General features: G+C 72.0%; 21 protein-coding genes. 8 read left to right on the top strand and 13 right to left on the bottom strand.

Annotated elements, in window-relative coordinates:
* Positions 1-17 precede the first annotated feature (17 nt).
* From ACFQUZ_RS16035 to ACFQUZ_RS16020, 4 genes are all read right to left on the bottom strand, one after another.
* Positions 18-1,016 carry an alpha/beta fold hydrolase gene (locus ACFQUZ_RS16035; protein WP_377442823.1) on the bottom strand — a complete coding sequence of 333 codons (999 nt, stop codon included), beginning with the start codon at positions 1,014-1,016 and terminating at the stop codon, positions 18-20.
* Between the two features lie 164 nt (positions 1,017-1,180).
* Positions 1,181-1,777, bottom strand: coding sequence for a TetR/AcrR family transcriptional regulator (locus ACFQUZ_RS16030; protein WP_377442821.1), 597 nt, complete (start codon positions 1,775-1,777; stop codon positions 1,181-1,183).
* A 40-nt stretch (positions 1,778-1,817) separates the two neighbouring features.
* The gene (locus ACFQUZ_RS16025; protein WP_377442819.1) at positions 1,818-2,492 is read right to left on the bottom strand and encodes a class I SAM-dependent methyltransferase; all 675 of its coding nucleotides are present in this window, start codon (positions 2,490-2,492) and stop codon (positions 1,818-1,820) included.
* A 114-nt stretch (positions 2,493-2,606) separates the two neighbouring features.
* Positions 2,607-4,232, bottom strand: coding sequence for a serine/threonine-protein kinase (locus tag ACFQUZ_RS16020; RefSeq protein ID WP_377442817.1), 1,626 nt, complete (start codon positions 4,230-4,232; stop codon positions 2,607-2,609).
* Between the two features lie 556 nt (positions 4,233-4,788).
* Here ACFQUZ_RS16020 and ACFQUZ_RS16015 point away from each other — a divergent pair.
* The 5 genes from ACFQUZ_RS16015 to ACFQUZ_RS15995 all read left to right on the top strand — a co-directional run bounded on the left by ACFQUZ_RS16015 (position 4,789) and on the right by ACFQUZ_RS15995 (position 10,982).
* A complete protein-coding gene (locus ACFQUZ_RS16015) occupies positions 4,789-5,826 on the top strand; it encodes an ABC transporter permease (RefSeq protein ID WP_377442814.1) in 1,038 nt (345 codons plus the stop codon).
* A 59-nt stretch (positions 5,827-5,885) separates the two neighbouring features.
* Positions 5,886-7,607, top strand: a complete 1,722-nt coding sequence (locus tag ACFQUZ_RS16010) for an ABC transporter substrate-binding protein (protein WP_377442812.1) — start codon at positions 5,886-5,888, stop codon at positions 7,605-7,607.
* Between the two features lie 134 nt (positions 7,608-7,741).
* On the top strand, positions 7,742-8,719 hold the full coding sequence (locus tag ACFQUZ_RS16005; RefSeq protein WP_377442810.1) for an ABC transporter permease: 978 nt from the start codon (positions 7,742-7,744) through the stop codon (positions 8,717-8,719).
* A 79-nt stretch (positions 8,720-8,798) separates the two neighbouring features.
* Positions 8,799-9,920: an ABC transporter ATP-binding protein gene (locus ACFQUZ_RS16000; RefSeq protein ID WP_377442808.1), complete on the top strand. Its 1,122-nt coding sequence runs from the start codon at positions 8,799-8,801 to the stop codon at positions 9,918-9,920.
* Between the two features lie 6 nt (positions 9,921-9,926).
* Positions 9,927-10,982 carry an ABC transporter ATP-binding protein gene (locus ACFQUZ_RS15995; protein WP_377442806.1) on the top strand — a complete coding sequence of 352 codons (1,056 nt, stop codon included), beginning with the start codon at positions 9,927-9,929 and terminating at the stop codon, positions 10,980-10,982.
* Positions 10,983-11,056: 74 nt separating this feature from the next.
* Here the strand turns inward: ACFQUZ_RS15995 and ACFQUZ_RS15990 are convergent, their stop codons facing one another.
* The 6 genes from ACFQUZ_RS15990 to ACFQUZ_RS15965 form a co-directional block, all read right to left on the bottom strand.
* Entirely contained in the window at positions 11,057-11,884 is an 828-nt protein-coding gene (locus tag ACFQUZ_RS15990) for an SAM-dependent methyltransferase (protein ID WP_377442804.1), read from the bottom strand.
* A gap of 81 nt (positions 11,885-11,965) precedes the next feature.
* Positions 11,966-14,395, bottom strand: coding sequence for a hypothetical protein (locus tag ACFQUZ_RS15985; RefSeq protein ID WP_377442802.1), 2,430 nt, complete (start codon positions 14,393-14,395; stop codon positions 11,966-11,968).
* Complete coding sequence (locus ACFQUZ_RS15980) at positions 14,392-16,203, bottom strand: hypothetical protein (protein WP_377442800.1); 1,812 nt, start codon at positions 16,201-16,203, stop codon at positions 14,392-14,394. Before ACFQUZ_RS15980 ends, ACFQUZ_RS15985 begins: the two co-directional genes overlap by 4 nt.
* A complete protein-coding gene (locus tag ACFQUZ_RS15975) occupies positions 16,203-17,492 on the bottom strand; it encodes an ABC transporter substrate-binding protein (RefSeq protein ID WP_377442798.1) in 1,290 nt (429 codons plus the stop codon). Before ACFQUZ_RS15975 ends, ACFQUZ_RS15980 begins: the two co-directional genes overlap by 1 nt.
* Positions 17,489-18,121, bottom strand: a complete 633-nt coding sequence (locus ACFQUZ_RS15970; protein WP_377442796.1) for an ATP-binding cassette domain-containing protein — start codon at positions 18,119-18,121, stop codon at positions 17,489-17,491. Before ACFQUZ_RS15970 ends, ACFQUZ_RS15975 begins: the two co-directional genes overlap by 4 nt.
* A 91-nt stretch (positions 18,122-18,212) precedes the next feature.
* Entirely contained in the window at positions 18,213-18,614 is a 402-nt protein-coding gene (locus ACFQUZ_RS15965; RefSeq protein ID WP_377442794.1) for a hypothetical protein, read from the bottom strand.
* A gap of 127 nt (positions 18,615-18,741) precedes the next feature.
* Here ACFQUZ_RS15965 and ACFQUZ_RS15960 point away from each other — a divergent pair, with 127 nt between their 5' ends.
* Positions 18,742-20,013, top strand: coding sequence for an FAD-binding protein (locus tag ACFQUZ_RS15960; protein WP_377443070.1), 1,272 nt, complete (start codon positions 18,742-18,744; stop codon positions 20,011-20,013).
* Positions 20,014-20,018: 5 nt separating this feature from the next.
* Here the strand turns inward: ACFQUZ_RS15960 and ACFQUZ_RS15955 are convergent, their stop codons facing one another.
* From ACFQUZ_RS15955 to ACFQUZ_RS15945, 3 genes are all read right to left on the bottom strand, one after another.
* On the bottom strand, positions 20,019-20,942 hold the full coding sequence (locus ACFQUZ_RS15955; RefSeq protein WP_377442792.1) for a hypothetical protein: 924 nt from the start codon (positions 20,940-20,942) through the stop codon (positions 20,019-20,021).
* Positions 20,906-21,340 carry a hypothetical protein gene (locus tag ACFQUZ_RS15950; protein ID WP_377442790.1) on the bottom strand — a complete coding sequence of 145 codons (435 nt, stop codon included), beginning with the start codon at positions 21,338-21,340 and terminating at the stop codon, positions 20,906-20,908. Before ACFQUZ_RS15950 ends, ACFQUZ_RS15955 begins: the two co-directional genes overlap by 37 nt.
* 186 nt (positions 21,341-21,526) lie before the next feature.
* Entirely contained in the window at positions 21,527-21,991 is a 465-nt protein-coding gene (locus ACFQUZ_RS15945) for an SRPBCC family protein (protein WP_377442788.1), read from the bottom strand.
* 268 nt (positions 21,992-22,259) lie between these two features.
* Between ACFQUZ_RS15945 and ACFQUZ_RS15940 the strand changes: the two genes are divergently transcribed.
* Both ACFQUZ_RS15940 and ACFQUZ_RS15935 read left to right on the top strand, forming a co-directional pair.
* Positions 22,260-22,892 carry a cyclase gene (locus ACFQUZ_RS15940; RefSeq protein ID WP_377442786.1) on the top strand — a complete coding sequence of 211 codons (633 nt, stop codon included), beginning with the start codon at positions 22,260-22,262 and terminating at the stop codon, positions 22,890-22,892.
* Positions 22,889-24,058, top strand: coding sequence for a zinc-dependent alcohol dehydrogenase (locus ACFQUZ_RS15935; RefSeq protein ID WP_377442784.1), 1,170 nt, complete (start codon positions 22,889-22,891; stop codon positions 24,056-24,058). The genes ACFQUZ_RS15940 and ACFQUZ_RS15935 overlap by 4 nt, the downstream gene beginning before the upstream one ends.
* The last annotated feature ends 30 nt before the right edge of the window (positions 24,059-24,088 follow it).

Genomic DNA, 24,088 nt, shown 5'->3' with positions numbered 1-24,088 from the left:
CCGAGCCGGGCGCTCGGCTAGACCGGGTCCACCACCTGTCGACAAGCCTCGACGTCCCGATCGGGCCGGTCGGTGGCGGTGGTGACAAACGCCACGGTCTCGGCCAGCACGGCCGGGTCGCGCAGCAGCCGGCGATGGCCCAGGCCGGAGGTGACGTGCAGCCGCGCTCGGGGCCAGGCGGCCGCGATCGCGGCACCGTCACTCACCGGCGTGTAGGTGTCGTCCCGGTCGTGGATGACCAGGGTGGGTGGCATCGCCACCGCCCGACCCAGTTCCGGTACGTCGAAATGCCGCATCGGAGCGCCGACCCGGCGCTCGACCCGCGCGGTCAGTCGTCGGTGGGTACGCGGACCGAAGCCGAGGACCCTGGCGAGTCCTTCGGCGAACCACGCCGGGCTGGCCATCGGAGCGAGCAGCACGAGTCGACCGGCTCGCAGCCCGTCACAGAGCGCCACGGCCGTCGCGGTGGCGCCGAGCGAGTGGGCGATGACGGCGTACGCGGGGCCGTGTACCGCCACCACGGCGGTCAGGGCGGCGGCGAACTCCGGAATGGACGACGATCGCGGACCGTACCGGCCCGGTGCCGAGGCGCCGTGGCTGGGCGCGTCGAAGGCCACGACCCGGTGCCCGGCCGCGACAAGCGGTGCGACAAGCGCGGTGAGCTGCTGGTGGCGGCCGGCCCAGCCGTGCACCAGGTACACGACGGGGCCGTGGCCCCACGCGGTGCCGACCACGCGGTGGCCGTCGACCTCGACGGCGAACGTGGCGCCCGGTCCGGGGCCTTCGGTCGTGACCGGTCGCGTGGTGTCCGGTCTTGCGGATGCGGACGCTGATCGGTCGGCCGACCGCCGGGCACCGGACGCCGGTCGGGATCTGGTGCGCGGCAGGGTGAACCAGATCCGTTCCGCCCACCGGGCGCTGAGCGCCGGGGCGAGGCGGTCCAGGAGCCGGAAGGCGGCCCGGGTGGTCCAGGGGAGTGAATAAACACGAACGATCGTGCTTTTACGTTGCGCCATTGCCGCCTCGGTAATCACCATTGGGGGTGGGTCCTCTCGTCTTGTCGGCGCCGGTCCGCCACCGGTCCGTGGGGTGTGGTCGCTATCGGGTGCGGCCGAGGGTCGTCCCGCCTCGGGGCCCGGCCACCGTCACCCGGGGAGTCGGTGCCGGACCGCCGGCCGGATCAGGATGTGGCGCTGTCCGGGCGGGCTGCGGCGAGCAGGGCCGCCAGGGCGCGTCGGGCCCGTTCCTCCGCCCGCTCGTCACCGAGCAGCCGGGACGCGTGGTGCCAGGCCAGGATGACGCCGCGGAAGTCGTGGGCGAACTGGTCGGGGTCGGCGTCGGCGCGGAAGTGCCCCTCGCGGATCCCGCTGCGGAAGATGGTCGCCACCATCTCGGAGAGGTCCCGCTCGTCACGCACCAGGCGATCCCGCACCGCTCCCGGCCGGTCGTCGAACTCGGTCGCGGCGGCGACGAACGGGCAGCCGCCCGGCCTGGCCTCCCAGGCCAGCCAGCGGTCGAGCAGTTCGTGGACCCGCGGCTCCCCGCGCGGCGCGCGCAGCACGGGACCGGCCACCATCTCCTCGAACTGGGACCGCGCGTGGGCGAGGACCTCCAGTTGCAGTGCCTCCTTGGAGCGGAAGTGGCCGAACAGGCCGCTCTTGGACAGTCGGGTCCGTTCGGCCAGTGAGCCGATCGTCAAGCCGTCGAGCCCGACGTGCCGGGCCACGTCGACCGCCTGGTCGAGCACGGCGAGCCGGGTCTCGTCTCCCTTACTCACCGGACAAGAAAAGCACGCCCGTACGGAAAATGCAACCCGGTCAGGCCCGGTCGTCGCCGCCGGAGGTGCGCACCGCGATCAGTGACTTGGTGAGCCCAAGCAGCCGCTCCGCCCGGATGGTGGCGTCGGGGAACAGGTAGCGCAACTCGGCCCGGCCGATCAGCTCCGTGGTCAGCACCTGCTTCATCGCCAGTTCCCAGGACTTGCCGGGGGTGTAGGCGAGCGGCCACTTGCGGGCCACCGTCACCCGCGCCGGCACCGGGAGGAACTGCATTCCGGGGGCCACCCAGTGCGGTTCCACGGGAAAGTACCGGTACGGGGTCTGCACCCAGTATCTAGGGGCCAGTTCGCGCACGGTCTCGGCCATCCGGCGGCGGCGCTCGTGCCCGCCGACGTGCTCCAGCACACTGTTGCTGAACACCAGGTCGTACCGGCGGGACCGGATGCCCGGCGGCAGCTCGCAGGCGTCGGCGTGGTCGGCTTCGGCCCAGGCGGGCAGATCCGCGGGCAGCGGCTCGAGGTTGACCACGTGAACATGCGCCGGGCGGACCGGCACCGTCGTCCAGCTCTCCACCCGACCACCGAGGTCCAGAATGGACATGTCGGCCAGCTCCGGGAACGTCTCGGAGAGCCACGCCGCCCGGCGGGCCCGTCGCTTGGCCCCGTAGGACGTCGGGGAATCGACCAGGTGGAAGCGCAGCGACCGTAATGGCATCTGCTGATGATGCGGTGCCGGCAGCGGAGTGTCATCGTACGATCAGCCGAACGCGACCGTTGCTCGTGCCGACCGAGCCCTGCCGGTGGCCGATCGGCGGCGATCAGGTGCCGGTCAGCTCTCCTTTATCCGGGGGATGGGAAGGCCGTTGCCGCAGGTGGCTCTCACCTCGCTCGCCCGGTCGCCCTTCTCGAACACCACCTTGACCTCGCTCGCCGGCCCGCGATCAGCATCCTGCACGCGGTAGCCGAGTGACGGCGTGACGCCGACGACGGTCGCCGTGCGGCCCAGGCAGAGCACCACGACCACGCCTCCGATCGAGACGAGGGAGGTGCCACCGCCGGACGGGCTCGGTGTCGGCGTCGGGGTGGGTGTCCCGCCGCCCGGCCCGGGGGCGGCCGTGGTGGCGGCGGGTCCGGCCGCCGGGCCGCTCGGTCCGGACGTGGCGGCGGGTCTGTCGGGCGCCGCTGTGCCGGCCTCGTCACCACCGTCCGGTCCGGTCGACCCTCCGGGTCCCGCCGAACCGGCCGGTCCGGCCGAACCTGGGTCGACGGTGCCACCGGCCGTCGGCGCGGCCCGCCCGCCGCCGTCCGGATTCCGCCGGTCGGGCAGGACGAACATCGCCACGGTCGCCGTGGTCACCACCACCGCCACGAGGCCCACCACCGCGACCGTGCGCCGCCGGTCCTTCTCCTGGCGCGGCTGCCGGGTGCCGACGGTCGTCGCGTCGGCCAGCTCGTGCGCGGCGACCTCGGACCCGGGCTCCGGGCTCCCGGCGTCCGCGTCGTCGGTGTCGGCAGCCGGCCCGACGGCGACCGCCGCGGGCAGCACGTCCCCGGTCACGAAGGCGGGTGGGATCCAGGCCAGCGGCGCCGAACCGTCCTCCGGCGCCGCGAGTCCGGCGCCGGCGGCGAGCGTCCGGGCGACCGCCGCGGCCGGCGGCCGGTCGGCCGGTGACTTGGCCAGACACCGGTTGCAGACCTCCACCACCGGGGCCGGGACGCCCGACAGCGTGGGCAGCGGATCGGGCTCGGTGTAGACGTGTGCCGTCAACATCTCGACAGTCGTCTCGGTCCGCCACGGCAGGCGGTTCGTCAGGGCGCGGTAGATCAGCAGGCCGAGTGCGTAGACGTCCGAGGCCGGCACCACTTCGTTGCCGAGCAGCCGTTCCGGCGCGAGGTACGCGGGGGTGCCGAAGCGGTGCCCGTCCGGGTCCAGCTCCGGTTCGCCGGCGAGCGCGGCGATGCCGAAGTCGAGCACTTTCGCCCCGGACGGCGTCAGCATCACGTTCGACGGCTTGACATCCCGATGTACCAGGTTCTGCGCGTGCGCCGCGGCCAGTGCCCCGGCGACCTCGGCACAGATCCGCATCGCCGAGCGGGGCGGCAGCGGTCCCCCGGCGAGCCGGTCTGCCAGCGTCTGGCCGGGCAGCAGCTCCATCACGACGTACGGCACCGGCTCGCCGCCGGGGCTGACCCATTCGCCGTAGTCGTAGACGTTCGTGATGTGTGGATGCCACAGCTTGGCGGCGGCCTTGGCCTCGGCACGGATCCGGGCCCTGGCTCCTGGCTCGCTGGCCAGCGGACCCGCCAGCACCTTCACCGCGACGGCCCGGTCGAGCACCTCGTCGTGCGCCCGCCACACCACCGACATGCCGCCGCTGCCCAGGTGCTCGTCGAGGCGGTAGCGACCGTCCAGGAGGCGTACGGGATGCACCCGCACCACCTTGCCAGAAGTCACCAGCCCGGATCGGGCCAGGGAGTCACGGTCGTCGACACATCACCCGTCCGGCGGATCGCACCCGCCATCCGGGCACCCGCGTATCGTCCTGACGAATGTCGATGGGCGATCCCACGGGAGGTCGACGGCTAATCGGACGGCGCGTTTTCTCCAGCAACCGTAAGGACCGGCGAAATCGTCCGGTCGCCGGGTTGACATGGCCCCAAAGCGTTAACTCGGGTGCGCGAATGCGTCAACATGATTACCTCGCAAACCCGCTGTTGTGACCAAACTTCACGCAGCTCAGCGCGAGTCTTTCGGAACTCTGTGTGTAACTTTCGGCCCATTCCAGGGCCGGGAATGGCTTCAAACGGAAACATTACGCCCGCGGCTCGGCCGGGCCGGCATGTGACACGCCTCCCACCCAACGGTGACCTAGCTGTTATTAATTCGATGCCTCAGGCCATTCCGACGGCTGTTCCGGCCGGCTAGCGTTTGCGCACCGCACCAACCCGGAACGGTGGGCGCCGCATGGTGCCTGGCGGGGCCGGACCCCGTGGGGCGGAGTGTCTTCTGAGTGGAGGTGACGTGGGTGGAGCCGTTGCGTACGGAAGCCGAATCGAGCCACCGCGATGAGCCGTCGTCGGCCGTCGAGGTGGTTCCGCCGGCGCCAGGGCAACGGGTCGTGACGGTCAGCAAGTCACCCACGCGGATCGCGTTCGAGCGGTTGCGCAAGGACCGGGTCGCCGTGGTGTCGGCGGGAATCTTCCTGTTCTTCGTCCTGATCGCGATCTTCGCGCCCCTGATAGTCAAGATCCCCGGTACGGACCCGTACACGTACAACCAGGACCTGGTCGACACGTACGGCTTCCCGACCATCGGACCGAACAGCGAGCACTGGTTCGGCATCGAGCCGCGGCTGGGGCGGGACAATTTCGCCCGCTGGGTGTACGGCGCCCGACCGTCGCTTATCGTCGCCGGCACGGCGACCGTGCTGACGGTGCTCATCGGCACGACCATCGGTCTGATCGCCGGGTTCGTCGGGGGCTGGGTCGATCGCGTGCTGTCCTGGCTCATCGACTTCGTGTTGAGCCTGCCGTTCCTGCTGTTCGCCATCGCCGTCTCGGGCGTGCTGGTGGCGAGCCTGGGTGGTGCCGAGGGCGCCGCGGCCGAGGAGGTGGCGACCGTCCGCTTCTGGACCCTCATCGGGGTGCTGTCCTTCTTCGGCTGGGCCGGCCTGGCCCGGCTGATCCGGGGACAGGTGCTCTCCCTGCGCGAGCGGGAGTTCATCTCCGCCGCCCGGGTGCTCGGCGTGCCGACCCGCAAAGTGCTCTTCAAGGAACTGCTGCCGAACCTGGTGGCTCCGATCATGGTGGCGACATCCGTGGCGTTGCCGGCGTACATCGTGGCCGAGGCGGGTCTGACCTTCCTCGGCGTCGGGCTCATCGAGCCGACACCGTCATGGGGGCTGACGATCTCGTTCGCCCGCACCTACTACCGCGCCGACCCGCTCTACCTGTGGCTCCCGGTCGCCGGCATCACCATCCTCGTGCTCGCGCTGAGCCTGCTCGGGGACGCCGTCCGGGACGCGTTCGACCCCAAGACCCGCCGTTGACGGCACACCCGGGCCGTTCACCAAGAAGGGAAGTACCAGTGAGGCGAAGGACTGCGGTCGTGGCGGCATGTGCCGCCTTGGCCCTCGGACTCTCGGGCTGTGGAAGCCCGTCGTCCAACAACAATTCAGGAAACGGTGCCAACGAGGACATCAAGGAGCAGAGCTTCGACGCGACGGACCCGGACGCCAAGGGTCCCGCGCCCGAGGTCCCCGGCTCGCGCAAGGGCGGCACCATCACCATCACCGCCCAGACCACGCCGCACTCGTTCGACCCGACCAACATCTACTACGTCGACACGAACGAGATCGGCAAGCTGCTCTTCCGTACCCCGACCCAGTTCGCCCTCCGCGACGGCAAGCCGGTGCTGGTGCCGGACCTGATGGACCTGGGTACGGTGTCCGAGGACAAGCTCAAGTGGACCTTCAAGTACAAGGCCAAGGGCACGAAGTACGAGGACGGCACCGAGGTCAAGATCGAGGACTTCGCGTACGCGATCAAGCGGTCGTTCGCGCACGACGTCTACTCGGACGGCCCGGCGTACCAGCTGGGTCTGTTCAAGGACGGTGACAAGTACAAGGGTCCCTACACCAGCGGCAAGGAATACGCCGGCGTGGAGACCCCGGACGACGAGACGCTTGTCATCAACCTGGCCAAGCCCTTCTCGGACCTGCCGTTCTACATGACCTTCCCGATGTTCACGCCGATCCCCGAGGCGAAGGACACCAAGCAGGACTACGGCAACAAGCCGCTGGCCACCGGCCCGTACGCGTTCGACAGCTACACCCCGGGTGCCGAGCTGAAGCTCAAGAAGAACCCGAACTGGGACGCCAACACCGACCCGGTCCGGCACCAGTACGCCGACGCCTGGCACTTCAAGTGGGGCGTCGACCTGGTCAAGACCCAGCAGGAGACGCTGAACAGCGCCGGCCCGGCCGCCAACCAGCTCACCTACGACAACGTGGACGCCTCGATCATCCCGCAGCTCACGGGTGACAAGCAGAAGCAGCTCATCCGCGGCGAGAGCCCCTGCAACATCGTGGTGCAGATGGACACTCAGCTGATTCCGCTGGAGGTGCGCAAGGCGATCGCGGTCGCGTTCCCGTACGACCAGGACCGCAAGGCCGCCGGTGAGAACGACTACACCTCCCAGCGGTCCAGCACGATCATGCCGCCGAGCGTGCCGGGCTACAAGAAGTACACCTCGCCCGAGGGCCTGTCCGGTGAGGGTCCGGGCGACCCCGCCAAGGCCAAGCAGATGCTGGAGGCCGCCGGCAAGGTCGGCTTCGAGCTGAGCTGGTACTACGACAACACCAAGCCGATCCCGCAGCAGGTCAGCCAGGTGCGGGCGGACGCCTTCACCAAGGCCGGCTTCACGGTCAAGCCGGTCGGCGTCTCGACCGCCGACCTGCGGGCCAAGGCCAGCGACTACGACGCCCCGGTCAACATGGACTTCACCCCGCGCGGGTGGTGCTCCGACTGGCCGACCGGCGGTAGCTGGTTCCCGGTGCTGTTCCGCACGCAGAGCATCGAGGAGGGCCAGAGCTGGGGTCAGCTCCAGGACCCGGCGCTGGACAAGGAGATCAACGACATCAGCGCGCTTCCGGCGGACCAGCAGGCCGAGAAGTGGGGCGAGATGGACGAGAAGATCATGGGGATGTACCCGGTGATCCCTCGGTACTACGACAAGATGGCGGTCCTCGCCGGCACCAACCTCGGTGGCATCGAGGGCGACCCGACCATGGGTCTGCCGTTCTTCGTCAACATGTTCGTCAAGAGCTGACGTACCACTGAGGTAACCGATCCGGCCGGCGCCGCGGCGCCGGCCGGATCGACTCGGATAACCCTCGCAAGACCTGACCCCCGAAAGAACTGCCGGCCGAGGCCGGTGCCCGTGCGAACTCAAAGGAGTTGGCGGTGCTGCTGTACATCCTGCGACGGTGCTTGACCGCGGTCTCAGTCATCGTCGTGACCCTGATCGCCAGCTTCATGTTGTTCTTCGTGGCGCCCACCGACCCGGTCGGCGTGATCTGTGGCCTGCGGTGCACCCCGGACCGGATCGCCGACATCAACGCGAGCCTCGGCCTGGACAAGCCGGTGTGGGAGCAGCTCCTCCTGTTCCTGCAGGGCATCTTCGTCGGCCGGGAGTTCGGCAGCGCCGGCGCGATCATCGAGTGCGCGGCGCCCTGCCTCGGCTACTCGTACACCCTCGGTCAACCGGTGACCAGCCTGCTCGCCCAGGCGGTGCCGGTGACCGTGTCCGTCATCGGTGGGGCGGCAGTGGTCTACCTGATCGTCGGTGTGCTGACCGGCAGCATCGCCGGCCGCCGGCGCGGTACCCCCGCCGACCGGCTGGTGGTGGGGGCAACCCTGGTCACCAACTCGATGCCGTACTTCGTGGTGGCCCTCATGGTGGCGCTCTACGCCACCTTCCTGCCCACGTCGCAGTACACCCCGCTCACCCAGAATCCGTTCATGTGGGCATCCGGCCTGCTCGCCGCCTGGCTCACGCTCGGCTTCTACAACGCGGCCCAGTACACCCGGTACTCCCGAGCCTCGATGATCGAGTCGCTGGGCGAGGACTACATCCGCACGGCGCGGGCCAAGGGCATCAGCGAGCGCCGGGTGGTGTACCGCCACGGGCTGCGCTCCTCGCTGACCCCGGTGGCCAGCGTCTTCGGCGTCGACCTCGCCGCCCAGATGGCCGGCGCCATCTTCACCGAGAGCATCTTCGGGCTCAACGGCCTCGGCGTGCTCACCATCCGGGCGTTCAACCAGTACGACCTGCCGGTGCTGATGGGCACCGTGCTTGTCGGCGCCACCGTCCTCGTGGTGATGAACCTCGTGGTCGACATCCTGTACACCTTCCTCGACCCCCGGGTCCGGCTGTCATGACCGGGGCGACGTCCCTGATCGACCCGGAGGTCAGCGCCGGCCAGCGCCGGCGGACAGAACGCGATAAGGCGGCAGCAGCATGAGCGACGAGACGGCGTCCCCGACCCCCGCGACCGCGGTGCGCGGTCCGCAGACCGTCGTCCGGGCCCGGCGGGAGCAGCCGGCGCCCACCTCGGACGGCGAGGCCTACCTCGAGGTACGCGACCTGCGGGTCGCCTTCCCCACCGCCGACGGTGTGGTGCAGGCGGTGCAGGGCCTGAGCTATTCGCTGCCGCTGGGCCGGACGCTCGCGATCGTGGGCGAGTCCGGCTCGGGCAAGAGCGTGTCCAGCATGGCCGTCATGGGGCTGCACGACCCGAGGAGCGCGCGGATCTCCGGCTCGATCAAGCTCGGCGGCACCGAGATCGTCGGCCTGCGGCAGGACCAGATCCGCAAGCACCGGGGCAACACCGCGGCGATGATCTTCCAGGACCCGCAGTCCTCGCTGCACCCGTTCTTCACCATCGGCAACCAGCTCGTCGAGGCGTACCGGGCGCACCACGACGTCTCCAAGCGGGCGGCCCGGGACCGCGCGGTCGACATGCTCGGCCGGGTCGGCATCCCGAACCCCCGCAAGCGGCTCGGCGACTTCCCGCACCAGTTCTCCGGCGGTATGCGGCAGCGCGTGATGATCGCGATGGCGCTGATCAACGACCCCAAGCTGCTCATCGCCGACGAGCCCACCACCGCGCTCGACGTGACCGTGCAGGCGCAGATCCTCGACCTGATCGCCGACCTGCAGCGCGACTTCGGATCGGCGGTCATCTTCGTCACCCACGACCTCGGCGTGGTCGCCGAGATCGCCGACGACGTCCTGGTGATGTACGCCGGCCGGGCCGTCGAGTTCGGTGCCGCGCACAAGGTCCTCGGCACCCCGCTGCACCCGTACGCGTGGGGTCTGTTGGAGAGCATCCCGGCGCTGTCCGGTGACCCGGCACCGCTGCACCCGATCCCCGGAACCCCGCCCAGCCTGCTGGCCATCCCGTCCGGCTGCCCGTTCCACCCGCGCTGCGAGTTCCGCACCCGGGTCCCCGGCGGGCTGTGCAAGAACGAGGTGCCGGAGTTCATCCCGCGCACCGCCGACCCCAACCGGCTGTCCCGGTGCCACCTGCAAGACCCCGACCGGACGTTCCAGACCGACATCCTGCCCCGGCTGCCGTAAAGGACCATGACGATGACGACCGCAGCGATCGACACGGCGGAGGACCGGAAGGGCTCCCGCGTTCCCAGCAAGCCGGGGGCTCCACTGCTGGAACTCAAGGACCTCACCATGCACTTCACCGTGAAGGGTGAAGGGCTGCTCCGGCGGGCCAACAACAAGGTGCAGGCGGTCGACGGGGTGTCGCTGACCGTCGGGCCGGGGGAGACGCTCGGCCTGGTCGGGGAGTCGGGCTGTGGCAAGTCCACCACCGCCCGGCTGATCGCCCGGCTGCTCACCCCGACCTCGGGCCAGATCCTCTACCAGGGCCACGACATCGCCCACCTGTCGGACCGGCAGCTGCTGCCGTACCGGCGGGAGATCCAGCTCATCTTCCAGGACCCGTACTCGTCGCTGAACCCCCGGCACACCGTCGGCACCATCGTGGGCACCGCGCTGCGGACCCACAACATGGTGCCCAAGGGGCGTGAGCTGGCCCGGGTGCAGGAGCTGCTGGAGGTGGTCGGTCTCAACCCCGAGCACTACAACCGCTACCCGCACGAGTTCTCCGGCGGTCAGCGGCAGCGGATCGGCATCGCCCGGGCGCTCGCCGCCCGGCCGAAGGTCATCGTGGCGGACGAACCGGTGAGCGCGCTCGACGTGTCCATCCAGGCGCAGGTGATGAACCTGCTGGAGGACCTGCGCAAGGAGTTCAACATCGCGTTCGTGTTCATCGCGCACGACCTCGGCGTGGTGCGGCACTTCTGTGACCGGGTCGCGGTCATGTACCTCGGCCGGGTCATGGAGATGGGACCGCGCGAACAGATCTACGCCGCCCCGCAGCACCCGTACACCCAGGCCCTGCTCTCCGCCGTGCCGGACGTCAACGTCGCCCGCGGCGCGGAGCCGAGAACCCGGATCCGCCTGTCCGGCGACGTGCCGAGCCCGATCGACCCGCCCTCGGGCTGCCGGTTCCGCACCCGCTGCTGGAAGGCCGAGGACATCTGCGCCGAGGTCACGCCCCCGCTGGAGGAGAAGGCGGGCGGGCAGCTCGCCGCCTGCCACTTCGCCGAGCCGCAGGTGTGACAGCGGACCTGCCGCCGAGCTGAACCGGTTCCCGTCCGCGCGTCCCGGCCATCGCCGGGACGCGCGGACGACGGTCAGGGTTTGCGGGCCAGCCCGGCCCAGTAGTACGCGGCCGTCGGATCGGACGGCGGCGTCTCCGGCTGCCAGGCCATCACCGGCACCAGACCGGGTTCCACCAGATCCCAACCGAGGAAGAGCCGTTCGACCTCGTCGCGGGCGCGCGGCACCAGCGTCATCCCGCCGTGCGTGGCCGCGGCCACGGCGGCGTCCATCTCGGCCGGGTTGAAGTCCTGCGTGGGATGCGTGATCGCCAGATAGCTGCCCGACGGGAGGGCGTCGGCGAGGGTGCGAATGATGCCGGCGGGGTCGTCGGAGTCGCGCAGCAACATGAGGACCGCGATCAACGTGAGCGCCACCGGTCGGTCCAGGTCGAGCGTGGCGCGCAACGCGTCGTCGGCCAGGATCCCACCGGGTTCGCGCAGGTCGGCGTGGATGTACTCGCTGCGCCCCTGCGGGGTGCTGTCCATCAGCGCGCGGGCGTGCGCCAACACGATGGGGTCGTTGTCGACGTACACCACCCGGGTCTCCGGCGCGATAGCCTGCGCGACATCGTGCAGGTTGGGCCGGGTGGGGATGCCGGTGCCGATGTCGAGGAACTGCCGGACGCCCGCCTCCGCCACCAGGTAGCGCGCGGCCCGGTGCACGAAGCGCCGGTTCTCCGCCGCCATGTCGCGCAGGGTGGGGATAGCCGCCACGAGTGCGGCGCCCATCTGCCGGTCCACGGCGAAGTTGTCCTTGCCGCCGAGCCACCAGTCATAGACCCGCGCCGAATGTGGCACCGATGTGTCCACTCCGGATGGTGCGGCGTCCAACGTCGGGTCCTCCGTGCTGCTCTGCGACATCTCGCCTCCGGGCGTTCGACGGCCATCGACCCCGGCAGCCTACCCGCCTCTGGTCACCGCCGGTGCGATGTCGCGGCGCCGTCATCGGCCGGCCAGCCGCGCGCCAGCCGCGGCCATACCCTCGGCGTCGCGTACCGCTTCGCACGCCCGCTCCGCCCCGGCCCAGTGCCGGCGGGCCTCGTCGTGGCGGCCGAGAATCTCCGCGGCGTCGCCCAGGTGGAGCAGGGTCCGGCCGTGGCCGGCGGTGATGGGCGAACCGTCGCGCAGCAGCAGGCTCTCGGTCAGCCTGTCGTACGCCGCCCCGGCCCGCGGCGGCGTCGACGCGAGCAGGCTGACGCCGGCGTTGAGCAGCACGGTCGCCCGCCCCCGACCGTCGTCCAGGGACTCGTACTCGCGCAGCGCCGCCCGCCACGCCTGCGCCGCGTCGAGATGTTCGCCGAGCCGGCTGTGCACCAGGGCCAGGTTGCTCAGCGCGGCGGCGAAGCCGCGCGCGTCCCCGATCGCGGAGAAGGCGTTCGCCGCCCGGACCAGGTGCCGGTTCGCCGTGCGTGGCTCGTCCCGGGCCAGATGGGCGGCGCCCAGACCCAGGTCGGTGAGGGCGTGCCCGGTGCGGTCCGCACCGGCGCGGTGCCGCCGGGACAGCTCCAGATGCTCGATGGCCTCGTCCACGTTGCCCAGGTCCAGCAGGGCGAGCGCGAGGTTCAACTGGGCCTGGGCGGCACCGCGCCGGCCGCGCTTGGCGACCGCCAGGTTGAGCATCTCGACGGCGGCGTGCGGCTCGTTGCGGCGCCGGAGCAGCACGCCCAGCTCGTTGTGCGTCCAGCCGGCGATCTCCCGCCGGTCCTCGGCCGTCGGCGCTCGCAGCACCATCCGGCAGACCAGCTCCCAGTCGGCCGACCGGCCCTCGTGCGCGTACCAGCCGCAGAGTGCCGTCGCCAGCCGGAACCACCACCGCCGGAGCCGGCGGGGGAGCGGCTGGGTGGCCCGCGCCGCCTCCAGGACGACGTCCCGGAGCAGTTCGTGGTGCAGGTCGAACCAGGCCGCGGGGTCGTCGTCCAGGGGCAGGGAACGCTCCCGGTCGGTCGGCGAGCCGGGGCCGGTCAACCGGGTCAGGTGACGCTCGGCCCGGCGGGTCAGGTGCCGGATGAGCCGGACCTGGCCGAGCACCCGCCGCCAGCGTGGCACGGCATCCCGCAGGTGCAGGCGGGCGTACGGGCCGAGCAGCGGTTGGACCTGGAACCGGTCGCCCGAGGTGCCGATCACGAAACCCGCCGTGCCCAACTCGTCGAGGACCGCGGCGACCCGCTCCGGTCGGCGTCGGGCCAGCGCCGCGATGGCCGTGCGGTCCACCGCGGCGGTGGTCAATCGATGGGTGGGGGACCCGGCACCGGCGGGCTGGCCCGGCTCCACGGGCGACAGGGTGACCGGGGCGAGCGACAGCAGCCGGTACAGCCGCCTGGCCTCGCCGGACAGCGCACCGTACGCGGTGTCCCGCTCGGTCAGCAGGGTCAGCGCCGGGGAGTTCGCCATCCGCTCGTGTGGCGGCGCCTCGATCGCGGCCCGCAACCGACGCAGCACGTCGGTCGCGTTCCACCCGTGCCGGGCGCTGCGATAGCCGAGGGCCCGCACGGTACGCGGCTGCCGGCCGCAGAGTTCGACGAGCATGCGGACCGCTGGATCGGTGCGCGGGTCCGGCCGCCGGCTGCGGGTGCCGGTCGCCACCCCGCCCGCGCTGGCGAACAGCTCGACCGCCTCGTCCGGGCCCGGCTCGTCGAGCCAGTGCGTGACCAATCCCTCCAGTCCGGACAGTCGTGGTGTCCCGGCCAGCAGCAGCCGGCAGGTGCGGGCCGCCGGCGGCAGCAGGGCGCGCGCCTGGTCCGGATCATCCACGTTGTCCAGGACGAGCAGGATCTCCTTGCCGTCCAGGTGACCGCGGATGGCGTCGGCCGCTGCCGTCAGGTCGGCGGGCCGCCCGGACCGGGGCGGTGGGGTGCCGAGGATCCGGGCCAGTTCGGTGAGGACCTGACGCGGCTTCCACGGCCGACCGCCGCGCCGCAGGTCAAGATAGGGCTGACCGTCCGGGTACGCGCTGCGGCACAGGTTGGCCGCCTGCACGGCGCAGGACGAGGTGCCCACGGCGCGCCGTCCTACCACGGCGACCGCGTGCTCCCGCTTGATGTCGTCCACGATCCGGGCGACGTGCTCCGCGCGACCGGTGAATCCGGCCGTGTACGGCAGGGTCGGCGCCCCGGCCGGCGGTACCGTGTCCGTGGGGTCGCCGGAGGAATACCGGGCGGCCCGCCGGCGGCGCACCTCGAACAGGACGGACGCGACGGCCCCGGCCGCCGCCACCGCGGCGCTGGCCGGGCCCAGGGCGTCACCGGCGATCTCGGAAAGCAGGTTGCTCGCCACGTTGGCGACCACACCCATGAGCAGGGTGCCGATCGCCACCAGCATCGGCCATCGGGGCGGCGGGCCGAACCTGTCCGGTCGCGACTCCGGCGCCGTCATCGCGCGCCCCCGCCCGCTCCGGTGTCGGCGGCGCGGGGGGCGACCGGGACGCCGCCGGCCACCAGACCGGTGATCAGGTGTTGGCGGGCCAGGATCACCAGGACCACCGGCAACACGGAGGCGACCACCGAACTGGCCGCCAGCGGCCCGCTGTTGGCGACGAACTGGCGGGTCTGGCTGAACAGCAGGGCGCCCAGCGGTGCCGTGCTCTGGCCACCGAACAGCAGCCCCACCACCAGGTCGTTCCACACCTGGACGAACTCCAGCACGCAGACGGCGATCACCGCGGACTGGTTCCGCTTGGTCAGCCGCCACACCATGGTCCACCACCGGCCACCGACCCGGGCCCGACGCACCTGCTGGGCGGGCAGATCGGCGACCGCGTTGCGCAGCAGCAGCACGGCGAACGGCACCCCCCGCGAGATGTGCACAAGCGCCAGCCCCCAGGCGGTGCCCGACGACGAGGTCACCCCGAGAACCTCGTTGACCGGTCCGGCGATCACCTGGCTCGGCACGACGGCCGAGAGTGTCAACAGCACCCCGGTCAGCTGTGCGGCCGGGCCGGTCAACCAGGCCAGCGGGTACGCGGCAAGGAGCGCGACGATCAGCACGGCGCCGGTCACCGCGGTGGCCAGCAGCAGGGTGAAGGCCAGCGCCCGGTGCAGGTCCGGGTCGCGCAGCACCGCCGCGTACGAGCCGAGGTCGGGACGGCTCGCCCACCATCCGTGCACCGCCGCTCCCCGCCGGTCGTGCAGCGAGGTGGCCACCAGCACGGCCAGCGGCACCAGCCAGACCACGGCGGCGACGGCCGCGAGGATCCGCATCACCCGGCGCGGGCGGACCGGCGGTTGGTCGGCCTCCGGAACCTCGTCGCGGCGGGGCGGCGGCCAGTTCTGCCGGAGGAAGAAGGCGGCCAGCAGCAGGCCGGCGATCAACACGGCGAGCCACACCACGCCGAGGGCCGCGCCGGACCCCGTGGTGCCGGCGCCGGAAGTCTGCCAGACCAGCACGGCGAGCACCGACGCCTCGTCCCGGACCGAGCCGGGCACCATCACCAGAATCAGGTCGAACGTTCGCGCGGTGGCGAGCGCCACCAGGGTGAACACCACCGCGGCGGTACGCAGGAGCAGCGGTCGCCACTGGGCGTGCCACAGCACGTCGCGTCGGGTCCCGCCATTGGCCCGGACCGCGTCGGCGAGGTTCTGCGGTACGGCGTCCAGGGCGGCCCGGAAGACCAGCACCGCCAGCCCGACCCAGGACCAGACGAACGCCGACATCAGGGCCGCGGTGACCAGCTCGGGGCCGAGAAACTGGGGTGCCTGCTCGGCGGAGCGGCCGAGCAGCCGGGTGGCGACCAGGGTGGCCAGGCCGCGGCCGGGATCCGGGTCGTAGAGCAGCCGGAAGACCAGGCCGGCGACGACCAGCGGCACCGCGATCGGCAGCACCAGGATGAGCTGGACCGGACCGCCCTCCCGCGACCGTGGTGACGCCGCCGCGAGCAGGTAACCGAGGGCGGTGACCACGGCTGGCACCACAAGCGCCCAGATCACCGTCCGGCCGACCGCCGACCACGCGCCCGGCTGCTCCAGCGCGGCCCGGAAGTGGGCGCCGCCGACGAACCGCCCGCCGGCCGTGACGCTGGCGTACAGCGTCCGCAGCACCGGCCACACCACCAGGCCACCGAGCAGGACCCCCGCCGGCAGCAGCAGGGCGGAGGTCGTGCCGGCCACCGGGTAGGCCCGGCCGCGGCGCGGCGGGCCGACGTCGTCGAGCACGGTGATCTCACCGAGCGGTCGTCCGTCGGTCATCACCGGCCGCCCGCCTCGACGGCGGCCCGGTTCAGCCGGTCGACGACCGACCGGACCGCCAGGTCGGGTTCTCGTCCGCCGGTGACCTCGGCGAAGAAGTCCTGCATGAGGCGCCAGATGCCGGTGCCGTCGGAGCCGGTGAACGGCGCCCGGAGCCGGTCGGAGAGGTCGAAACGCAGGTCGTCGGCGGTCTGGATCTCTCGGGCGAGGTCGCGGTGCAGGTCGTCGGGATAGGCCGCGAGGTCGACCGTGCTGTTCGGCGAGAGGTAACCGCCGCCGGCCAGCCACGGCCCGAAGTCGGCCTCCGTGACCAGCCAGTCGACCAGGCGTAGGCCAGCGGGGGAACCGTTCAGCACGACCGCGGCGTCACCGCCGACGATCAGGGACGCCGGCCGGTCCGGCAGGCGCGGGAAGGGCGTCGACACGAGCGGCTCGGATCCGGTGTGGAAGGTCCGGGCCAGCCCCTCGACGAAGTCGGCGCCGGCCAGCATGGCGGCCCGACGCCGGGCACTGACCTCGATGACCGACTCGTCGAACTGGGTGAGCAGGGCCCGTCGCCCGCCACCCGGGAACGCTCCGGGCAGCCGCCAGATCTCGGCGAGCCGGTGCAGCGCGGTGGTCACCGGCGTCCGGTCCCACCACGGCTGGCCGGCGGCCAGCGCGTCGTACAGGTCGCGGCTGCTCTCCTGGGCCAGCACGTTCTCGAACCAGTCGGTCAGCACCCAGCCGTCGGCCGCGCCGATCGACAGGGGTGCCGGACCGGCGCCGCCGGCCGCCCGCGCCCCGAGGTCCCGGGTACGCGTCACGAACTCGTCCCAGGTGCCGGGCGGTACGCCGGGCAACAGGTCCGGTCGGTGCCAGAGCAGCGACTTGTGGGCAATCTTGATCCAGACGGCGTACAGCCGGCCGTTCAGCCGCACCAGGTCGTTGAGGGCCGGGGGGAACGGCTCGCCCAGCCGAGGACGCAGCTCGGTGAGCCAGCCCCGGCCGGCGTACTCGGTGACCAGCCCGGGCCGGAGCACCGCGACATCCGGCGCGGTGCCGGCCAACCGCCGGGCCCGCAGGAAACCGTCGATGTCGTCGCCGGTGCTGATCGCCACGGCACCCGGCCGATAGCCGTCGAGGACCTGCTGGAAGCGCTGCAGCTCGCCGCCGCTCCAGACCACCGCCACCTGGGTGGGGGAGCCGCCGCCCGCGCATCCGGCGGCGGTGGGCAGGGCGACGCCGGCCACCGCGGTCGCGGTCGCGCGCAGCAGCGTACGCCGGGACAGCCCGCGTCGTCGCGTCATCGGCGGACCGACCCGACCCGCTCGACGGCGTACCGCCGGTGCTCGTCCACCCGGTCGACGATCACGGGATCCGCCGAGCAGATAAGCGTGGCGATGCCGGGCGAGTCCTCCGGGGCCAGGTCGACGAGGAGGTCGCCGAGCCGGTCCACCCCACCGCCGCCGCTGGGCAGGTCGACCACCAGCACCTCCGGCAGGCACGCGGCAGCCCGGGCGACCGCGACCCGGAACCGCTGCGGTTCGGAGAGTTCGTGCGGCAGCACCTCCAGGGTGAGGCCGAGTTCCAGCCGCTCGATCACGGTGTTCACCCAGTCGTCGGCCACGGCCCGGACCCGCAGCCGCCGGCGATGCCCGTACCCGATGTTGCGGCGCACGGTCAGGTGGGGCAGTAGTCCCGCGCCGGCCGGGACGTACCCGATCTGGCGCCGGGCGGGGGGCAGGGTCGTGACGTCCCGGTCGCCCACCAGCACCCGGCCGCCGAGCGGCGTGGCCAGGCCGGCCACGGCCCGGGCCACGGCGGTGCCCGTCGCTGGATCGGCCACCACGACCGCCAGCTCACCGGCGGGTACGCGGACCGTTACCGGCGCGGCGTGCGGGGCGGCCACCAGGTTGTCCAGCTGTAACGTGACCATCACCTCCGGTGGCGGGCCCGATGCTAACAACTGGCCGCAACCACCGGCAATCCGCAGTGGAAGGAAGGCTCCATCCACTGTGGCCGGTCGCCTACCGGCGCTCGCCCTCGGGTCCGAGCATGGTGTCCAGCCGCCCGTCCCGGTCGGTGTCCAGGTAGGTCACGTCCGGCAGCCCGTCCCCGTCCAGGTCCACCTGCACCACGTCCGCCACGCCGTCGCCGTCCAGGTCCGTCACCACCTCGGTGGAGCCATCGGGGTGATGGGTGATGATCGACCGACCACCGACCAGAGGTCCCGCCGGTCGGACCGGCGGCGCCGGCGGGTCGGAGTCGAGCGGCTGCCGCCAGCCGGCCGCCTCCCGCCGCGCCGCGTCGGACACCGGCGCGGCAACGGGTTCGACGCCCGCGTCGTCCATCGCCCGATCCGCCGGGTCGATCTCCTCCTCGGACGGGTACACGTCGCCCGTGCTGGCCGGATCGTGATAGGTGCTCATTGCTCTTACCTCCCGGTTCTCCGTACCCGGATACCCGCCGGGCGCGCGATCCAAAGCAGTTCACCGCATGCTGGAATGGGCCTCGGGCGACGGGCCCGCCGACCGAGGCGACGGAGACGACGTGAGCATGACGAACTGGGCGGGCAACGTGGCATACGCGGCCCGGCGGCTGCACCGCCCCACCTCCCTGGACGCCCTGCGGGAGCTGGTCACCGCCGGAGCCCGGTTGCGGGTGCTGGGGTCGGGGCACTCGTTCAACCGGATCGCCGACACCGATGGCGACCTGGTGTCAGTGGCCGGCATGCCGGGCGACATCGACCTCGACCCGGCGGCCGGCACGGTGACCGTGCCGGCCGGCATCCGGTACGGAGAACTGGCCGTCCACCTGCACGGGTCCGGGTACGCCCTGCACAACCTGGCGTCGTTGCCGCACATCTCGGTGGCCGGGGCGTGCGCGACCGGCACGCACGGCAGCGGCGACGGCAATCCGGGACTCGCCGCCGCGGTGGCAGCCATGGAGCTGGTGGTCGCCGACGGGTCGGTGGTGACGCTGCGTCGGGGCGACCCGGACTTCGCGGGGGCGGTGGTGGGGCTCGGCAGCCTCGGGGTGGTGACCCGGCTGACCCTGGATGTCGAGCCCGCGTACCAGATGCGGCAGTTCGTCTTCGACGACCTGCCGCGCCGGTCGCTCGACGCGCACTGCGCGGAGATCTTCGGCGCGGCGTACAGCGTCAGCGTCTTTACCGACTGGGCCGCCGACGACCGGTACCAGGTCTGGCTCAAGCGCCGGACGGACGACGCCCGGCCGGCGCCCGGACCGCGCTGGCTGGGCGCCACTGCCGCCGACGGACCCCGGCATCCGGTCCCCGGTTTGTCCGCCGACCCGGCCACCGAGCAGGGCGGGGTGCCCGGACCGTGGCACGCCCGGCTGCCACACTTCCGGCTGGAACACACCCCGAGCAGCGGTGCCGAACTGCAGTCCGAGTTCGCGCTGCCCCGGGAACGCGCGGTGGAGGCGCTGGCCGCGCTGGACGACCTGCGGGGCCGGCTGTCGCCGGTCGTCCAGGTGTCGGAGCTACGCACGGTGGCGGCCGACGAGCTGTGGCTCAGCCCGGCGTATGGGCGGGACAGCGTGACCGTGCACTTCACCTGGGTGGCCGACCTCGCCGCGGTGGCCCCGGTGCTGGCCGCCGTGGAGGACCGGCTGGCGCCGCTGGGCGCCCGGGCGCACTGGGGCAAGCTGTCCGGCCTGGACCCGTGGCGCGGCTACCAGCGGATAGCGGACTTCCGCGAGCTGACCCGCCGGTACGACCCGGCCGGGACGTTCCGCAACGAGCTGGTGGACCGGTGGCTGGCCGGGGCGATCCGACCAGCCACCGGTTCCGGGAACTCCGCGTAGACCGGTCAGTCCCAGTCGGCCTGCGGGACGGCGACCACCGCGCGGTAGTTCGCGTACTCGGTCTGCGTCCACAGGTAGTCGGCCTGGCCGGCCGCCGGGTCGTGCCAGTAGGACAGGTCCTCCGGACCGAAGGCCCACGGGTAGGACACGGCCCGTCCGGTCTTCGAGTTCCAGTGCCGCAGGGTGCCGTAGTGGCTGGCCACGGTGCCGCCCCGGCAGCCGTCGCTCACCGAGAACCAGTAACTGCCGTCGTACGCCGCGACGCCCTGCATCTGCCGGTAACCGGTGTTGTACGCCGCGGCGGCGGTCACCGTGCGGCCGTCCGCACCGGTCACCAGGCGGGAGTCGGCAGCGAACGGGAACCGGGCCACCCGGGACTTTGTGGCGGCGGTGGCGTCGTCCACCGCGTACTCGCCCACGACCAGCGCCTTGGTGGCGCTCGCCGGCCCCCGGTCCACCGTGGTGAAGGAGAACCGCAGGCTGCCGGTCTTCGAGGTGATCCGGCCGACCTGGGGAAGCACGTACCCGTAGTTGAACGCCTGGTAGCTGCCGTCCGACTGGCGACCGACCGCGGTGGCCGAGCCGGTGTCCACCTGGTAGATCCGGCGGAAGTCGAACACCCGCAGGCCACCCGAGGTGTCCGCGACGTAGAGGTAGTCGCCGTACCAGGCCATCCCGCCGGCGTGCAACGACTCGCCGCCGCCGGTGCGTAGCGGCCGGTAGGTCCCGTTGCCGTTGCCGTCCACCGTCGGCTCGACCAGCAGCAGGTGCCGGTAGGTGTTGGCGAAGTCGGCGTCCCAGTCGGCGACCGAGATGCGTACCCCCTTGGTCGGCTGCCGTTGCGCGAGCGGGACCTCGGGATCCTTGGGACACCGACCGTCCGAGGCCAGGGTCACCCCGGTGCCCTTGTGGTACCAGCCTGAGACCACCAGTTGGTGACCGTCGTAGTGGCCGTTCGCGGCGGCCTCCCGGCTGGTGGTGACCGCCTGCGGATACCATTCGGCCGTCGCGTCGTCGCGTCCTGCCAGCAGAAGCCGATGGTGTCGGTGCCGGACCGGTCCGCCAGCGGCTGCCACGCGGTCTTGTTGCACAGCGCCGCGCGGTCCCGGTTGGCGGCCGCCATCACCGCCGACACGGTCCGTCGCCGTGCGCCGAGGGTCGCGTCGAGCTTCGCGAGCGGCTCGTCGTACGCGTGGAAGTCCTGGTCGAGGGTCAGGCCGGCCGGGTCGATGGCGACCGGGGCCGCGCTCGCCGGCGACGCGACCACGAGCGCCCCGAGCACGGTCACCGCGGTCGTCGCGGCGGCCAGAATTGGTCGAATGTGCATTTGCAGCACGATAGTCGACACCGTCCACCGGAGACCCGCTTGGACGGCCGTCCGACCTGCCGGGCCGTCAGCGGCCCCGGTGCCCCGCCTCTCGCTCGCGCTCTTTCCACCGGTGCCCGTGCAGTCGCTGTGCGACGAGGCCCCGCGCCGACGCTCGGCGTCGGCGCGGGGCCTCACCTACCGGAGTTACTGACCCGGGCGGGAGACATCCCCCCGCCAGGCGCCGGACTCGGCGCCACGCTTCTCGATGAACTCCTTGAACCGCTTGGTGTCGGCCTTGACCTGTCGGTCGTCGACCCCGGCGGCGGCCCCGGCCTTCTCCACGACGCCCTCCGGCTCCCAGTCGAGCTGGACGGTGACCCGGGTCTGGTCGTCGTTGAGCCGGTGGAAGGTGACCACGCCGGCGTGCTTGGTGTCGCCGTCGACGCTCTTCCACGCCACCCGCTCGTCCGGGTGCTGCTCGGTGATCTCGGCGTCGAACTCGCGCTTGACCCCGGCGACCTTCGTCACCCAGTGCAGCCGCTTGTCGTCGAGCTGCCGGATGGCCTCCACGCCGGACATGAACTCGGGGAAAGACTCGAACTGCGTCCACTGGTTGTACGCGGTGCGGACGGGAACGTTGACGTCGATGGACTCGGTGACGGTAGGCAAGGGAACCTCCTCGTGTTGAACGGGTTCAGGTCCTGATGTGCCCCGAGCGTGCGGTCCCAAACGACTTTCCCGGTGTGTTCTGTCCGACTCGGTCCGGTCCAGGCCTTGAGGACAACCGCCCGGCCCGGGGATCCGGTCGTTTCCGGCGCCGTGCGCCGGGTAGCGCCAACGGAGTCGGCCGGTAACCGCCTCGGGGAGTCGGTGGTCGTGGGGAAGCGAGTCGGTTGACCCGGGCGAAGGGTGCCATGCCGGTGGAGAGGACGGGACAGTGACTGACCACAGGAAATGGCTGGCGCTGGCGGCGGTGGGCGCCGCCGGCGTGACAGGTGCGGCGGTGGTTCGACGCCGCCGGCAGGGGGCCGGAGGAGCCGGACCGCACCGCGACCGGGCGAGCGTCCGGGTGGTGACAGTGGATCGTCCGGCCGAGGCGGTCCGGGAGCTGTGGCGGGATGCGGGCCGGTTGTCGGTCGTGCTGGATCGTCCGGTCGCGGTGGAACAGGTGGACGAGCGACGGTGGCGGTGCCGGGTGGGGGATCCGGCGGGACCACGGACCACCGTCGAGGTCACCTCCGGCGACGACGAACGGGTGCTCCGGTGGACGGTCACCGAGGGAGCCGCGGCACACCAGGGGCGACTCGACCTCACCCCGGCACCGGGCGACCGGGGCACCGAACTGCGGGTGGAACTGCGGTACGCCCGCGGCGGGCTCGGCCACGGCGTCGCCGTGCTGGCCGGCCGCGACCCGGACCAGCAGGCGCGCACGCTGCTGCGCCGGGCAAAGTCGCTGCTCGAATGCGGGCAGGTCATCTCGACCATCGACGACCCGTCCGGACGCGGTCCGATCGCCGAGCGGATGACCCGCACCATGCGCGAGAAGCTCACCGTGGGAGGCCGGCCGTGAGAGCACTGTGCTGGGAAGGCGTCGGGAAGCTCGCCGTCACCGAGGTTCCCGACCCGGAGATCCGAACGCCCGGCGACGTCATCGTGCGCGTGCGGGCGAGCAGCGTGTGCGGCTCCGACCTGCACCTGATCAACGGGTACCTGCCGGCCATGCGGCAGGGCGACATCCTGGGCCACGAGTTCATGGGTGAGGTGGTCGAGGTCGGTCCGCAGGTGCGCAAGCACAAGGTCGGCGACCGGGTGGTGGTGGGCTCGGTGGTGGCCTGCGGCGGATGCTGGTACTGCCGCACCGAGCAGTACTCGCTGTGCGACAACGGCAATCCGCAACCCAACCTCACCGAGAAGCTGTGGGGGCACAGCCCGGCGGGCATCCTCGGCTACTCGCACGCCGTCGGCGGGTACGCCGGCAGCCACGCCGAGTTCATCCGCGTGCCGTTCGCCGATGTGGGCGCGTTCGCCGTGCCCGAGGGTGTGCCGGACACCTCGGCCGTCTTCGCCTCCGACGCGATGCCGACCGGCTGGATGGCCGCCGACTTCTGCGGGCTGACCGGCGGCGAGGTGGTCGCCGTCTGGGGTGCCGGCGGGGTGGGGCAGATGGCGGCGCGGTCCGCCCAACTGCTCGGTGCCGAGCGGGTCATCATGATCGACCGGTTCTCCGACCGGCTCTCCACGGCCGCCGACCGGATCGGTGTTGAGACCATCGACTACGAGCGCACGGACGTGCTGGACGCGTTGCGGGAGATGACCGGGGGCCGGGGCCCGGACGCCTGCATCGAGGCCGTCGGGATGGAGGCGCACGACACCGGCCCGGCGTACGCGTACGACCGGGTGAAGCAGGCGGTACGGGCGCAGACCGACCGGCCGACCGCCGTCAGCCAGGCGATCATGGCGTGCCGCAAGGGCGGCACCGTGAGCATCGTCGGGGTGTTCGGCGGCTTCGTCGACAAGTTCCCGCTGGGCGCGGCGATGAACAAGGCGCTGGTGCTGCGGATGGGCCAGATGCACGCCCAGCGGTACATCCCGATGCTGCTGGACCGGCTGGCCGCCGGCGAGATGGACCCCGGCTACCTGGCGACCCATCCGATGCCGCTCGCCGAGGGGGTGCGCGGCTACGAGATGTTCGAGAAGAAGCAGGACGGCTGCCTGCGCTCCGTCCTACGCCCGTAACCCTCCCCGTCCCTCCCCGCCCGCCCTCCC

Origin of the sequence: Plantactinospora sp. GCM10030261 (genome assembly GCF_042666615.1) — a bacterium.
Taxonomy (GTDB): domain Bacteria; phylum Actinomycetota; class Actinomycetes; order Mycobacteriales; family Micromonosporaceae; genus KBS50.
Note: the sequence above shows the minus strand (reverse complement) of the source record. Positions and strands in the feature narration are given on the sequence as shown.